Source organism: Roseomonas gilardii subsp. gilardii (assembly GCF_023078375.1).
GTDB lineage: Bacteria > Pseudomonadota > Alphaproteobacteria > Acetobacterales > Acetobacteraceae > Roseomonas > Roseomonas gilardii.
The window spans coordinates 3,180,624-3,194,975 of sequence record NZ_CP095554.1 but is presented as its reverse complement, the minus strand read 5'-3'; the positions used below and the strand labels follow the sequence as shown (position 1 = coordinate 3,194,975).

General features: G+C 72.4%; 13 protein-coding genes. 4 read left to right on the top strand and 9 right to left on the bottom strand.

Annotated features, from left to right (window positions below):
• Positions 1-25: 25 nt before the first annotated feature.
• Positions 26-2,329 (top strand): molybdopterin-dependent oxidoreductase, encoded by a 2,304-nt coding sequence (locus MVG78_RS14700; RefSeq protein WP_247552668.1) that lies wholly within the window; start codon positions 26-28, stop codon positions 2,327-2,329.
• Positions 2,330-2,362: 33 nt separating this feature from the next.
• Here MVG78_RS14700 and MVG78_RS14695 read toward each other — a convergent pair whose 3' ends face one another.
• The 8 genes from MVG78_RS14695 to MVG78_RS14660 all read right to left on the bottom strand — a co-directional run bounded on the left by MVG78_RS14695 (position 2,363) and on the right by MVG78_RS14660 (position 10,701).
• Positions 2,363-2,599, bottom strand: a complete 237-nt coding sequence (locus tag MVG78_RS14695; RefSeq protein ID WP_247552666.1) for a hypothetical protein — start codon at positions 2,597-2,599, stop codon at positions 2,363-2,365.
• Positions 2,600-2,747: 148 nt separating this feature from the next.
• The gene (locus MVG78_RS14690) at positions 2,748-3,497 is read right to left on the bottom strand and encodes a class II glutamine amidotransferase (RefSeq protein ID WP_247552664.1); all 750 of its coding nucleotides are present in this window, start codon (positions 3,495-3,497) and stop codon (positions 2,748-2,750) included.
• 161 nt (positions 3,498-3,658) lie between these two features.
• Positions 3,659-4,480 carry an ABC transporter permease gene (locus MVG78_RS14685; RefSeq protein WP_247552662.1) on the bottom strand — a complete coding sequence of 274 codons (822 nt, stop codon included), beginning with the start codon at positions 4,478-4,480 and terminating at the stop codon, positions 3,659-3,661.
• Entirely contained in the window at positions 4,477-5,436 is a 960-nt protein-coding gene (locus MVG78_RS14680) for an ABC transporter permease (protein WP_247552660.1), read from the bottom strand. Before MVG78_RS14680 ends, MVG78_RS14685 begins: the two co-directional genes overlap by 4 nt.
• Before the next feature lie 4 nt (positions 5,437-5,440).
• Positions 5,441-7,168, bottom strand: a complete 1,728-nt coding sequence (locus MVG78_RS14675) for a peptide ABC transporter substrate-binding protein (RefSeq protein WP_345892833.1) — start codon at positions 7,166-7,168, stop codon at positions 5,441-5,443.
• 111 nt (positions 7,169-7,279) lie between these two features.
• On the bottom strand, positions 7,280-8,608 hold the full coding sequence (locus MVG78_RS14670; protein WP_247552658.1) for an HdeD family acid-resistance protein: 1,329 nt from the start codon (positions 8,606-8,608) through the stop codon (positions 7,280-7,282).
• The gene (locus MVG78_RS14665; protein WP_247552656.1) at positions 8,605-9,855 is read right to left on the bottom strand and encodes an MFS transporter; all 1,251 of its coding nucleotides are present in this window, start codon (positions 9,853-9,855) and stop codon (positions 8,605-8,607) included. Before MVG78_RS14665 ends, MVG78_RS14670 begins: the two co-directional genes overlap by 4 nt.
• Positions 9,856-9,969: 114 nt before the next feature.
• Entirely contained in the window at positions 9,970-10,701 is a 732-nt protein-coding gene (locus MVG78_RS14660) for an orotate phosphoribosyltransferase (RefSeq protein ID WP_247552654.1), read from the bottom strand.
• 51 nt (positions 10,702-10,752) lie between these two features.
• Here MVG78_RS14660 and MVG78_RS14655 point away from each other — a divergent pair, with 51 nt between their 5' ends.
• Together MVG78_RS14655 and MVG78_RS14650 are read left to right on the top strand one after the other, a co-directional pair.
• A complete protein-coding gene (locus MVG78_RS14655; protein ID WP_247552652.1) occupies positions 10,753-11,769 on the top strand; it encodes a mitochondrial fission ELM1 family protein in 1,017 nt (338 codons plus the stop codon).
• Positions 11,770-11,895: 126 nt separating this feature from the next.
• Positions 11,896-12,870, top strand: a complete 975-nt coding sequence (locus MVG78_RS14650) for a tripartite tricarboxylate transporter substrate binding protein (RefSeq protein WP_247552650.1) — start codon at positions 11,896-11,898, stop codon at positions 12,868-12,870.
• Positions 12,871-12,910: 40 nt separating this feature from the next.
• On the opposite strand, the gene MVG78_RS14645 is transcribed toward MVG78_RS14650, so the two are convergent.
• Entirely contained in the window at positions 12,911-13,627 is a 717-nt protein-coding gene (locus MVG78_RS14645) for an MgtC/SapB family protein (protein WP_247552648.1), read from the bottom strand.
• A gap of 185 nt (positions 13,628-13,812) precedes the next feature.
• Here MVG78_RS14645 and MVG78_RS14640 point away from each other — a divergent pair, with 185 nt between their 5' ends.
• Positions 13,813-14,334 (top strand): ankyrin repeat domain-containing protein, encoded by a 522-nt coding sequence (locus MVG78_RS14640; RefSeq protein WP_247552646.1) that lies wholly within the window; start codon positions 13,813-13,815, stop codon positions 14,332-14,334.
• Positions 14,335-14,352 lie beyond the last annotated feature (18 nt).

Sequence of the window (14,352 nt, the reverse complement as noted above, 5' to 3'; positions counted from 1 at the left end):
GCATCAGAGCCATGAGAGCCCCAGCATGAGTCGTATCCATCCGCACAGCGCGCATTGGGGAGCCTTCGACGCGGTGGTGGAGGATGGGCGGCTGCGCGAGGCGCGGCCCTTCGCGCGCGATGCGGCGCCGGGGGCGCTGCTGGCCAGCATCCCCGACGCGGTGCATGCCCGCAGCCGCATCGACCGCCCCCATATCCGGGAGGGCTGGCTGCGCGGCGAGCGCGCGGGGTCGGAGCGCGGGCGCGACCGTTTCGTGCCGGTGTCCTGGGACCGTGCCATCCGCCTCGCGGCGCAGGAGAGCCGGCGGGTGCGGGCGGAGGCGGGGGACGCCGCCATCCTCGGCGGTTCCTATGGCTGGAGCTCGGCCGGGCGCTTCCATCACGCGCGTTCACAGCTGCACCGCTTCCTCGGCCTGGGCGGCGGCTTCACCTCGCAGGTGACGAACTATTCCTACGGCGCCGGCATGACCCTGATGCCGCATGTCCTGGGCACGAACGACGTGCTCCAGGGGCCGGTGACGGACTGGGACACCGTCGCACGCCATACGCGGCTGATGCTCTGCTTCGGCGGGCTGCCGCTGAAGAACGGGCTGGTCACGGCGGGCGGCGCCGGCAGCCATGACTACGCGGCCCAGATGCGCCGCGCCGCCGGGGCCGGGGTGCGCTTCGTCAACATCTCCCCCTTCCGCGGGGACTGCGCCGAATTCCTCGGCGCGGAATGGGTGCCCATCCGCCCCAACAGCGACGCCGCGCTGGCCTTCGCCCTGCTGCATGTGCTGATCGGCGAGGGGCTGGAGGACCGGGACTTCCTCGCCCGCTGCACCATGGGCTGGGAGCGGCTGCGCGCCTATGTGCTGGGCGAGGCGGATGGCGTGGCGAAGAGCCCGGACTGGGCCGCGCCGCTCTGCGAGGTCCCGGCGGAGACCATCCGCCGCCTGGCGCGCGAGGCCACCGGGACGGCCACCATGGTCACCGCCACCTGGTCGCTCCAGCGCGCCGAGCATGGCGAGCAGCCCTGGTGGGCGCTGGTCGCCCTGGCCAGCGCCCTGGGCGGGATCGGCGAACCGGGCCGGGGGATCGTCTTCGGCTATGGCTCGATGAACGGCATGGGCACGCCGCGCCGCCGCCTGCCCAGCGTGAACCTGCCGGCGACGCGCAATCCCGGCCCCTCGATCCCCGTTTCCCGCGTTGTGGAACTGCTGGAACGGCCGGGCGAGGTGCTGTCCTACAACGGGCGCGACATCACCCTGCCGGAGATCCGCCTGATCTGGTGGGCCGGCGGCAATCCCTTCCACCACCACCAGGACCTGAACCGCCTCCGCCGCGCCTGGAACCGCGCCGAGACGGTGATCGTGCAGGAGCCCTGGTGGACCGCCCCGGCGCGGATGGCCGACATCGTGCTGCCCGCCACCACGACGCTGGAGCGCAACGACATCGGCTCCTCCTCCTCCGACCGCTTCGTGCGGGCCATGCACCGGGCCGTCCCGCCACAGGGGCAGGCGCGCAACGACCATGACATGCTGGCCGACATGGCGGAGGAACTCGGCTTCCGCGACCGCTTCACCCAGGGGCGGGACGAGTCGGCCTGGCTGCGGCACCTCTATGGCCAATGGCAGCGCTCCTGCGCGCATTTCGGCGTGGCGGTCCCGGATTTCGACCGCTTCTGGGCCGAGGGCCATGTCGAGATCCCGCCGCCGAACGAGGGCTTCACGATCTTCGACGGCTTCGCCCGCGATCCGGCGGCGAACCCGCTGAACACGCCCTCCGGCAAGGTGGAGCTCTTTTCCGAAACCATCTCCCGCTTCGGCTATGAGGAGATCCCCGGCCATCCCGTCTGGCGGGAACCGCGCGAATGGCTGGGCGCGCCGCTGGCGGAACGCTTCCCGCTGCACCTGCTCTCCTACCAGCCGGCGACACGGCTGCATGGGCAGATGGATGACGGGCGCGTCTCGCTGGCGAGCAAGATCCAGGGCCGGGAGCCGATGCTGATGCACCCGGCGGATGCGGCGGCACGCGGCCTGGAGGACGGGGCGGTGGTGCGGGTCTTCAACGCGCGCGGCGCCCTGCTGGCCGGGCTGCGGCTGAGCGGGGAGATCCGCCCCGGCGTGGTCGCCCTGGCCACCGGCGCCTGGTGGGACCCGCAGGAGGTCGGCGGCGAGACGCTCTGCGTCCATGGCAACGCCAATGTGCTGACGCAGGATGTCGGCACCTCCCGCCTCGGCCAGGGCTGCGCGGCGCAGTCCTGCCTCGTGCAGGTCGAGGCCTGGGCGGGGGCGCTGCCGGAGATCCGGGTGCATGAGCCGCCGCCGGTGCTGGAAGCGGCGGAATAGCGGCCCTCCGCCCAGGTTTCATGGAGCCTGGTTTCATGGAGCCCGGTTGTAGCGTTCCGCGGCCGTGCGGAAGCGCGGCCCACCCTGGCCGCCGGGCCGGAAACCGGGCGGCGCGGGCAGCCGCGTGCCATTGTTCAGATAGGCCGTGATCCGCGTGAACTCCTCCGGGTCGAGCTCGCCTGGGCGGGGAGACTGTCCCGCCTCGACCGAGCGGTGGGAGGCCATCAGGGCGACGAGTTCGGTGAGGCCGATCGAACGGTAGCAGGTCATGGCGGCAATTCCGTGCCTCGAAGGGGGGTCCGGCGCGACCCGGCATGGGCCGGGAAGGAACATGCGCAGGTTATTCGATATTGCGATGCATTCGCAAGTAAGGATCGCAGGATGGAGGCGCGGCATCGCCCGCCTTCCGCCCTGGCCGTCAGGCCGCACGCCCCATCGCCGGCTCCAGGGACTGGATGGCCGGCGCCGCATCCGGATGCAGCACCAGCGCATGCCCGCGCGGCACCTCCTGCCAGTGCGCCCGGTTCTCGTCGATCGGCTCGGACACCAGCACCAGGCCGCTCGGCGTGTGGCGGTGGTAGAGCGAGGGGGGCTGCGCGTCGCAGGCCCAGCGGAAGGCCCAGAGGCTGCGCCCATCCGACAGGGCGGCGGTGAAGCGCAGCGGGGCCTCGATCCCGGCCTCGTCCATCAGCCCACGCACCCGGTGCAGCGTGCGCATCACCGCGCCCACCGGGTCCTCCTCCATGCCGGCGGCGAGGGCGGCCAGGAACAGCGCCTCGCTGTCCGAGGTGCCGCCCCGGGCGGGGTAGAGCTCATCGGGGATCAGCGCCTCGACCTTGCGGCGGATCGTGCTCCAGCCCCCGGCTTGGCCGTTGTGCATGAAGAGCCAGCGGCCATGCGAATAGGGGTGGCAGTTCGCCCGCGTCGTGGCCGTGCCGGTGGCCGCCCGCACATGGGCGAAGAAGAGCCGGGAGCGGACCTGCGAGGCGATGGAAAGCAGGTTCTCGTCCGACCAGGCCGGGCGGAGTTCGCGATAAAGCCCCGGCACCTCACGCTCCCCGTACCAGCCGAGACCGAAGCCATCGCCATTCGTCTCCGTCTTGCATTCGGAGGCATGCAAGGACTGGTGGATCAGCGAGTGACAGGGCGTCGCCACCAGCGTGTCCATGAGAATGGGCTCACCGTGATAGGCAAGGAATCGGCACACGATCAGGGCCTTTGGCGGTTTCAGGGAAAGGCCATTCTAAACCCGATCCATGTGGCAGAAAAAGTTTCCCGCATGTCATTCCGGCCGGGATGCCTCCGTTCCCGTGGCTTTCCGGCGCCGGCTCAGCGCCGGCGGACCCCATCCGCCAGCAGGGTGCAGCCCGCCACGGCCAGCATGATCGCGAGGCCGGGCCAGATGGCGACCTCCGGCGCGGACAGCACCAGGTCCTGCGCATTGGCGAGCATGTTGCCCCAGGACGGCGCGGGCGGCTGGATACCGAGCCCCAGGAAGGAGAGCGTGCTTTCCGCCAGGATCGCCCCGGCGGCGGTGAGCGAGGCCGCCACGGCGATGGAGGGTGCGAGGCTCGGCAGCACATGGCGGAACAGCACCCGGGTCTCGCCCGCGCCCAGGGCCCGCGCCGCGCGCACCCAGTCCCGCGCCAGGACGGAACGGGCGGCGGCGCGCACCAGCCGCGCCACGCCGACCCAGCCGAACGCCGAGAGGATCAGCACGATCCGCGTGACATCCGCCGCCGTCTCGCCGCGCGGCAGGCCGATGGCGCTGGTGTCCATGGCCGCGAGCAGGACCAGCAGCGGCAGGGCGGGCAGGGCCAGCAGCCCGTCGGCGAGCCGCATCAGCAGCGCGTCCAGCCAGCCGCCGCGCCAGGCGGCCAGCAGGCCGATCCCCGTCCCCAGCGCCGTGGCGAGCAGGGCGGTGGCCAGCCCGACGGCGAGCGAGACCCGCGCCCCGCCCAGCAGCCGGGCCAGCAGGTCGCGCCCCAGCTCATCCGTGCCGAGCGGATGGTCCGGCGAGGGCGGCGCGAAGCGGGCGAGAAGATCCTGCGCCTCCGGATCGAGGCCGAGAAGCTGGCTGATCGCCCCGGCGAGCAGGGCCAGCAGGAGCAGCAGGGCGAGCAGCGAGAGGCCGAGGCGGAAGCGGATCACCGCGGCGCCTCCCCGCCCATCGACGGGTCCAGCCGCGGGTCCAGCGCCTGTTGCAGCAGGTCGGCCCCCAGCGTCGCCAGCATGGTCACCAGCGCCACCAGCAGCAGGGCGAGGAGGGCGAGGTTGTAGTCGTTGCCCATCACCGCGTCGTAGAGCAGCTTCCCCATGCCGGGCCGGGCGAAGACCGTTTCCGTCACCAGCGCGCCGGAGACCAGCGCCCCGACATCCACCGCCGCGATGGCGAGCACGGGGATGGCGGCATTGGGGAAGGCATGGGTCCAGGCGATGCGCGCCCCGCCTGCCCCGCGTGCCCGCGCCGCCAGGATGAAGTTCTGCCCCAGCACGCCGCGCATCGCCGCCGCCGTGTGCCGCGCATAGGCGGCGAGGCCATGGAAGGCCAGCGTCACCACCGGCAAGAGCAGGAAGCGCCATTCCGCGGGCCAGCCCTCCTCTGCCGTGCCGCCGGCCGGCAGCCAGCCCAGCCGCACCGCGAAGAGCAGGATGGCCAGGATGGCGAACCAGAAGACCGGCACGGACTGGCCGAGGATCGCCACCGTCTCCACCGCCGGGGCGAAGCGTGGGCGCAGCGCCGCCAGGACCCCCATGGCCACGCCGAGCCCGGCCGAGAGCAGCAGCGCGGCGCCGAGCAGCTCCAGCGTCGCGCGCAGGGCGGGCAGCAGGATCTGCGCCGCCGGGCGGGCATAGAGGCGGGAATAGCCGAACTCGCCCCGCAGCACGGCCCCGGCCCAGGCCCACCAGCGCAGCAGCAGCGGCTGGTCGAGCCCGTGCAGCGCCCGCAGCCGCGCGACATCCTCGGCGGTGAGGTGCGGATCGCTGAGGGCGGCGAGGGAGACCGGGTCCCCCGGCATCAGCCCGATCGCCAGCCAGGCGAGCAGGGACAGCAGCGCCAGCGACAGCGCCATCTGCGGCAGGCGCCAGCCGATCAGCCGCAGCACGGGGTCAGGCGGCCTTCCAGCCCGTGACCCAGAGCGAGGAGGGGTTCAGGTGCCCGGTCGGTTCCACCCCCGAGAGCCAGAGTGGCCAGACATGCGCCTCGGCACGGTGCCAGAGCGGCAGGGCGGGCAGTTCCGTGGCGGTGATGGCCTGTAGCCGCGCCCAGAGCGGCCTGCGCTTCTCCGGGTCGAGCTCCTGCGGCAGTTCCTCCAGCAGCGCATCCATCTCCGCGTTCCGGAAGCCCGGGTAGTTCTGCCCCGACCAGTTCCGCTCGGCGGTGGGGATCTCGCTGGAATGCAGGGTGGTGCGGGGCACGTTCTCCGGGCTGCTGACCCAGGCGAAGAGCGCGGCGCCGGTGAAGCGGCGCTGCGACAGGGTCTCGCCGAACAGCACGCGCGGCGGCTCGTTGCGGATGCGGGCCTCGGCGCCGATCGCCTTCCACATGCCCTGGATGATCTGCTGCACCTGTTCCCGCGCCCGGTTGCCGGCGGTGGTGTTGAATTCCAGGCTCAGCTTCCCGCCCGCCGCGTTCACCCGGATGCCGCCGGGGCCGGGCCGCCACCCGGCCTCCTCCAGCAGAGCCTGGGCGCGCCTGGGATCGAAGGGCCAGTCGGGCGTGGCGGGGCTGTACATCGGGTCGTCGGGGTGCACGCCGCTGCGAGCCAGGGGCTGGCGGCCGCCATAGAGCGTCTGGGCGATGCGGGCCCGGTCCATGCCGCAGAGCAGGGCCTGCCGCACCCGCCGGTCCTCCAGCACCGGGTTGTCGAGCCGCAGGTCGATATGCTCCCAGACCAGGCCTGGGCGGGTGAAGAGGCGGAAGCGGTCGCCGGCGCGCTTCTCCAGCGCCACGGCCTGTTCCAGCGGGAAGCCCATCTCGCCCGGCACCATGTCGATCTGCCCGGCCAGGAGCTGGGCCTCCAGCGCGGCGGTGTTCTCGATCGCGCGCAGCACGATCCGGCGGAAGGCCGGGGTGGGGCCGTTCCAGCGCTCGTTGCGCTCCAGCGTCAGGCTGGCGCCCGGCTGCACGGCGGCGACGCGGTAGGGGCCGCACCAGAGGCCGGGGTTCGTGCTGTCCGTGTCGTAGAGGGTGCGGGAGCGGTAGTTGCGCCGGTCGGCCTCCCAGCGGGCGCGTTCCAGATGCGCGGGCAGGGGCACGAAATTCCCGGCCGAGGCGTAGTCGAAGGAAAGCCGGTCCATCCGCAGCGTGACGGTGCGCGGGTCGGGAGACAGGAACTCATAGGCGCTGCGATAGAACTCGGCGCCGCCGAAGCCCGTCTCGAAGCTGCGCCCGGCCTCCCAGGCGAAGCGGAAATCCTCCGCCGTCACGGGCATTCCGTCGCCCCAGAGCCAGCCCTCCCGCAGCCGCCAGGTGACGCGCATCCCGGGCTTGCCCTCCGGGGTCCGTTCCAGCGCCGCGAGGCCGTTCTCCAGGCTGGGCAGGGTCTCGCAGCCCAGGGCCTGGAGCGTCCAGTCCGGCCCATAGGCGGTGAGCGGCCGGTGTGCGAAGCCGAGCGCATAGGCCTTGGCCATCATGCTCTCGATATTCGGGTGCAGGGTGGAAGGGTACTGGGTGATGCCGATGGTCAGGCTGTCGCGCGCCGCCGAGGCCTGGGCCCGGCCCCGCCCGGCCAGGGCGGGCAGGAGCGGCGCCGAGGCGAGCGTGGCCCGAAGAAGGGAGCGGCGGCCCAGCCGGGAGAGAAGGCTGTGGCGATGCGCGGCTTGGTCCTGGCCCAAAGATGGCGGCTCCCTGCTGTTTCCGGAATTCCGGCCCCGAACTGCAACCCCGGACTCCAGCACAGGGCGGCTGCTTTTGAAACTCGCCCGGCCAGCTCCTCCGGCGGAGCCTCAGCCTTCGCCCGGCGAGCCATACTCCGTGGATGGCCTGTCGCCGCTCCGGCGCGACAGGCGACGCCAGGCGTTCAGGCGCCAGGAGGGATGGGAATCCTCGACCAGCGCGCTCAGGGCACGGGCGTAGTCGAGCACCAGACCAGGGGTCCAGGCCATGGTCTCCGCGCGGTCGCGCAGCATGCCTGCCACCCAGAGCTCCGGGCTGAACCAGGCGCGGGTCAGGCGGGACCAGGGGCGCTGTTGCTTGCGGTAGATCCCTTCCAGTGCCGCATCGAGCGCATGGGCGACGGCACTGGAGCAGTTCCGCGAGGTCAGGTTGTAGGTGTCATCGTGGCGATAGGCGTTCCAGAAGCGGCGCAGCCGGGCGGCATCGAAGTTCCGGAAGCGCACCTGCACCGTCGAGGGGCACCAGCCCGCCGCCTCCTCGGCATAGCTGGGCTGGAAGCGGCCCGGGACGTCGTTCTCGCGCACCGCGCGCAGGGTCTGGGTGAACTCGGAGGGCGAGCGGTCGATCTCCACCGCCGGATAATGGCTGACATAGACATCCGGCAGGCATTCCAGCGCGGCATGGCCGGTGGAGATGGTCCCGTTCTGGTCCACCGCCGCGACATAGCGGTTCACGGCGCGCTGGTGCAGCGGGGTCGTGGCCGTGCCGGTCGGCGTCCAGACATGGACGGTGAGGACCGGCATGCCGTCCTCCAGTGTCTCCGGCGCCGCCTCGGGATAGGCGAGGGACCAGGCACCGCCGAACAGGGCGGAGAGCGGGGCATCCGCGGGCAGGTTGCGCAGGCGCCAGCCGACGCGCAGCACACCGGCGCCGGAGATGGCCAGCAGGCAGCCGATATTGAAGCCGATCGTGGCTTCGTACCAGGTGGGCCAGGGCTGCAGCGTCGCGATGCCGAGCAGGATCTCGAAGATGCCGGCGGCCAGGGAGGAGCGCCAGCCGGGGAAGCGGACGACATGGGCGCTGGCGATCCTCAGCGCGCCATCGACGAGGAAGGCGGTGCCGAACAGCATGGCCAGGGCGAAGTGGCTGGAGCGGTGCGCCGTGAACACCAGGGCGGCGATGACCAGGAAGATGCCGGCCTTGGCCAGGCGGAGCCGCCGGGCCGTTCCCTGGCTGCCGAACGCGGCGGGCAGGGTGAGCAGGCCCTCCGCCAGCAGGAAATAGCCGAAATCCCGGGCCCGGATGACGGTCTGCCCATCCAGCGCGTCGATCACCAGGGCAATGCCCAGAAGGGCCCAGAGGCCGCCGGCCAGGGCCAGGGTCCACCAGCGGCGCTGCACGAATTCCCGCCCGAGCAGGAGAAGGACGATGCGGATCATGGCTGGCCCTCCCGGACCGGCGCCTCCGGGAACGGGGCCTCCCGGGTTTCCGCATCCAGGCCGTCCTCGCGCAGGCGGAACACCAGCACGGCGAAGGCGGCGCAGGCGAGGGCGGCGAAAATGGGCAGGCCGTGCGGGGTGAGGTCGAGCGCCAGCCCCGCCAGAGCGGGGCCGAGCAGGGCCCCGCCGCCCCAGAGCAGCCCCATGGCGGCATAGACGCCCACCAGGGCGCTGCCACGGAAGCGGCTGCCGATCAGCGCCAGCATGGTGGTGTAGATGCCGACGAAGAGGCCGCCCCACACGAACAGGGTCGGATAGGCGAGGTAGGGATGGCGCAGCAGGAACGGCCAGACCATCGCTCCGGACGCCGAGAGGACCGCCAGCCAGAACATCAGCCGCCGCCGGTCCATCCGGTCGCTGAGCCAGCCGATCGGCAGTTGCAGCACGATGGCGCCCAGCATGAGCGCGGTGATGAGCTGCGTGCCCTGCTGCTCGCTCCAGCCCAGCCGCAGGGCATAGAGGGCGATGAAGGAGAGGCCCGCCGTTTCGATCGCCGCGTTCAGCGCCGTGGTCGCCATCGCGATGGGGGCGATGCGCATCGCATGCAGCAGGTTGCCGTGATGCGTGCTGCGCCTCGCCGGCTGACGGATGCGCGGATGGAGGATGGCCAGGGTGGCCGCCAGGGCCACGGCGGCGCCGGCGGCGAAGGGAAGGGCGCCGGCACTGCCGGTCACCAGGAGGATCAGCGGCCCGGCGGCGAAGCCCAGCGACAGGACGGCCGTATAGACCGCCATCACCCGGCCACGGGTCTCGTCCGTGGCCAGCTCGCTGCTCCAGGTCTCGGACAGGACGAAAAGGATCTCGGCCGCGATGCCCAGGCCCAGGCGCAGCGGGAACCAGAGCCAGAAGGAGGGCATGGCCGGGAACAGGAGGAGGAGCACGGCCGTGAGGGCGAGGGCCAGGAGGACCAGGGGGCGGGCGCCATGGCGGGCCGAGAGATGCGGCAGCACCGGCGCGATCAGCAGCACGCCCAGGGCATGCATGGCGGCGTTCAGCCCGATCAGCGTCTCGTCCAGCCCTTGGCTGGCCATCTCGAGCGCGATGAGCGGTGCGGTCAGGCTGTAGGTCAGCCCGAAGATCCCGGCCGTGGCGATCACCGCGGCAAGCGAGAAGAGAGGCAGGGTACCGCCGGGCGGTCCTCGTTCCGGGCCCTCCGCCGACCCGAAGCGGTCCTGATCCCGTGCCATTCCGTGATTCCCGTGCCAGAGCGCGAGAATAGATACAATCACGGGTTGCGTTAAGCGCCTGAAAACCTGCGGGGGCGGAACGCCGGCCCCGCCCCCGCAGGGTCCGGGCCGGGTTCAGCCGGCGGTCTTGGCCTGCATCAGCGCCTTGGCTTCCTCGGCGCTGCTCACGCCGCCATGCGCGCCGGACCAGCCGACCGGGTCCTCCAGGAACTTGCGGACCTCGCGCAGGGCGCTTTCCTCGAAATAGGGGCGCTCGCGGCAGACCTCCAGCACGTCCCACCAGGTGGCGAGGTGGTGCAGGCTGAGGTTCATCTCCTTCATCGTGTCGAAGGCGCCGGGGAAGACGCCGTAGAAGAAGACGACGAAGGTGTGGTCGCAGATCGCGCCCGCGTCGCGCAGCGCCTGGGTGAAGCGGATCTTGGAGCCGCCATCGGTGGTCAGGTCCTCGACCAGCAGCGTGCGCTTGCCCTCGGGCACGTCGCCCTCGATCTGGGCGTTGCGACCGAAGCCCTTGGGCTTCTTCCGCACATAGGCCATGGGCGCCATCATGCGGTCGGCGATCCAGGCGGCATAGGGGATGCCGGCGGTCTCGCCGCCCACCACGGCCTCGATGGTCTCGTAGCCGATGTGGCGGCCGATCTTCTCCACCGCCAGCTCGCAGATCTTCTGGCGGGCGCGGGGGAAGTAGATGATCCGGCGGCAATCGATATAGACGGGGCTCTTCCAGCCGGAGGTGAAGGTGTAAGGCTCCTCGGGCCGGAAGTTGACCGCCTTGATCTCCAAGAGGATGCGCGCGGTGGTCAGCGCGGCATCGCGGTCCCAGTCAGAGGCGTGTCGGGCAGTCATGCGTGGTTCTCCTGATCTGGCGTGGGTTAGCCTCCGCGCCGTGTCCCGTCCATGACCGATCGCAGGGCGGCGTCCCGCATCTGGGTGCTGGCCGACCCGCGCGCCGGCACGGCGGCCCAGGCCCTGGGCATCGCGGAGCGGCTGCAGGAGCGCCTGGGCGAGCCCTTCCGCAGCATCCCGCTCGCCTGGGGGCCGCTCGCGCGCATCCCCTGGCCCTGGCCGACCCTGGCCGGCCTGGCGCCGCCGGTGCGGGAGGAAATCCGCCGGGCTGCCACGCCGGCGCTGGTGGTCTCGGCCGGGCGCCGCTCCGCCCCGGTGGCGCTCTGGCTCGGGCGGCGCGGGGCGCGGACGGTCCATTGCATGCGCCCCGGCTTCGGTATCTGGAGCTTCGGCGGCGGGGGCTTCGACCGGCTGGTGCTGGGGCGGCACGACCTCGCCGGAACGGCGCCGCCGCTGCCACGGAATATCCTGCCGGTCCTGGGCGCCACGCACCGCCTCTCGCAGGCACGGCTCGCCGCGGCGCGGACGGAATGGGCGGCGCTGGCGGAACTGCCCCGGCCACGCACCGCCCTGCTGATCGGCGGCCCGGTCCGGGGGGAGGGGATGGACCCCGCCGCCGCCGGGGAGCTCGCCGCCCGCGTCGCCGCAGGCTCCGGCAGCGTCATGGCGACCACCAGCCGGCGCACGGGGGAGGCCGCCACCGAGGCCGTGGCGCGGGGCCTGGGCGGAAGTCCGGGACGGCTCTTCCGCTGGGGGGATGCGGGGCCGAACCCCTTCACCGGCTTCCTGGCCTGGGCGGACGCGGTGGTGGTGACGGGCGACAGCGTTTCCATGCTTTCCGAGGCCCTGGCCGTCGCCGCGCCGGTCTTCGTGGCCATGCCGGGCCTCGATCCCTCGGCGGCGCCGCGCCACGCGGCCCTGCACCGCAGCCTCTACGAGGCGGGGCAGGCGCGGCCCTTCTCCGGCTTCCCGGAGCCCTTCGCGCGCGCGCCGCTGGACGAGAGCGGGCGGGTGGCGGCGGAGATCCTGGCGGCGGGGCTGCTGTCCGGGGAGGCCCCGGCGGGCTGAGCGCCCGGCACCCCGGCTTGTTCCGGGCTCCTATCCGGAGCAGGCTTCCCCGCCTCGGCCCGCCGGCCCTGCCAGGGCGGCGGGCACGGGAAAAATCCGGAAGAATCCGGGCTGGGGAAGAGAAGCATGTCCATCCGTCGCCGCACCCTGCTGCCTTTGCCGCTGCTGGCCGCGCCCTTCGTGCTGCCCCGCCGGGCGGGGGCGCAGGCCGCCGGCTTCCCGTCCCATGCCGTGCGGGTGATCGTGCCCTATACCCCCGGCGGCTCCGCCGACATCGCCGCGCGGCTGCTGGCGGAGCCGCTGTCGAAGCAATGGGTCCAGCCGGTGGTGGTGGAGAACCGCGCCGGGGCCAACGGCATCATCGGCACGGATGTCGTCGCGAAATCGCCGCCGGACGGGCACACGCTGGCGATGATCTCGGTGAACCACGCGGTGAACGTGCCGCTCTACACCACGCCCTTCGACACGCTGAAGGACCTGACCACGCTGACCGTGGTCTACAGCGTGCCGCTGCTGCTGGTGGCGGCGCCCGACTTCCCCGCCAGCACGCCGCAGCAGCTCGCCGGGCTGGCGCGGCGCAAGGAGGGGCAGATCAGCTTCGCCGGCACTGGCGGCGCGGTGCACCTAGCGGCGGAGATGTTCGCCGCGCGCGCCGGGGTGAAGATGACGCATGTGCCCTATCGCGGCTCCACCGCCGCGCATCCGGACCTGATGGCCGGGCGGGTGGATGTGATGTTCGACCCGCTGCCCTCGGTGCTGGGCCATGTGCAGGCGGGCAAGCTGAAGGTGCTGGCGACCACGGCGGCGCGGCGCCTGCCGTCGCTGCCGGACGTGCCGACCGTCGCGGAAAGCGGCTTCCCCGGCTATGAGGCGGCGACCTGGGGCGCGCTGATCGGGCCCGCCGGCCTGCCGCAGCCGGTGGCGCGGCGGATCTCGGCCGATACGGTGGCGCAGCTCCAGACCCCGGCGGTGCGGGAACGGATGGCGGGGCTGGGCGCAACGGTGGTCGGCAACAGCCCGGAGGAGGCGCAGCGCTTCGTGGCCGCCGAGGTCGCCAAATGGACCGAGGTCGCGAAAGCCGCGGGGATCGAGAAGCAGTAGGGGCGGTAAGGCGGCGGGGCGGAACTTCCGCCGGGCGGCATCAGTCGCTGGTGCGCATCGCCCAGGTCGCATGGGTGACACCCGGCAGCCGCTCCAGCCCCGCGACCAGCGCATCCATTTCCGGCGGGTTCACGGCGGTGCTGAGCAGCGTGGCGACGACCTCCCCGCTTTCCTCGCCGAGCGGGCGCAAGGCGATGTCGCCAGCCGGGTAATGCGCCTGTTCCATCCGGTCGGCGAGGAGCTCGCGCAGGCGCGGCAGGTCCTCGATGGCGGCGGCCAGGCTGATCTCGTAGGTCGCCTCGGAGGCGCGCTCGTCGATCGGCCGGCGGTTGATGGCGTTCACCAGCGGCCGCAACAGCGTGTTGCCGACGATGACGAAGAGGGTGAGGAGCCCGGCCTCCGCCACCATGTCGGCCCCGGCGCAGGCCCCGACCGCGGCGGCGCACCAGAGGGTGGCGGCGGTGTTCAGGCCGCGGACGTTCATCCCCTCCTTCATGATCACGCCGGCGCCCAGGAAGCCGATGCCGGAGACGACATAGGAGACGACCCGAGTCGCCTCGGTGGGGCCGGCGATCCGCATGGCGAGGTCCACGAAGGCGGCGGCGCCGACGGCGACCAGCACGTTGGTGCGCAGCCCGGCCGTCCGCTGCCGGTACTGCCGTTCCGCACCGATGGCGGTGCCGAAGAGGAAGGCGGCGGCGAGGCTGACCACGGTGTCGAGGAAGGGCCAGAGGTCGAAGGTCTCGATGAAGCGCAAGGCGGTCCCGAATCCGAAGCGAAGGCGCAGTTTTCCACGGAAACCCTCCGGGTGGGCTGGCCGCCGGATGAAGATGCTTTGACAGAGGAGGGATGGCCGGCGCCGCCGCAGCCCGGCGGCGGGCCGGGCGTTCAGCCGGGGACGGGCCCGCAGCGGCCCCCGTGCCGATAGAGAGAGGCAGGCGGATGACGGATTCGACCCCCACGCTCCGGCCACATCCGGATGAGGAAACCATCGCCTTCGCCGGGCGCGTCTTCGACCTGGCGCGCGGCGGCGGCGCGGACCAGATGCGCGCCCTGCTGGCGCAGGGACTGCCGCCCAACCTGCGCAACGACAAGGGTGACACGCTGCTGATGCTGGCGGCCTATCATCTGCGGACGGAGACGGTGCGCGTGCTGCTGGAGGGCGGCGCCGATCCGGAGGTCGCCAATGACCGGGGGCAGACGCCGCTGGCCGCCGCCTGCTTCAAGGGGGGCGAGGCGATCGTGCGGCTTCTGCTGGAACATGGCGCGCGCATCGAGGGGCATGGCGGCGACGGGCGCACGGCGCTGATGATGGCGGCCATGTTCAACCGGACGGGACTCGTCCGGCTGCTGCTGGAACACGGTGCCAGCCGCGAGGCGCGGGACGCCCGGGGCATGACGGCGCTGGACGCCGCCCGCGCGATGAACGCGCCCGACACGGCGGCTCTGCTGGCGGAGGGCTGAGCGCGCCCGGGCCGCCTC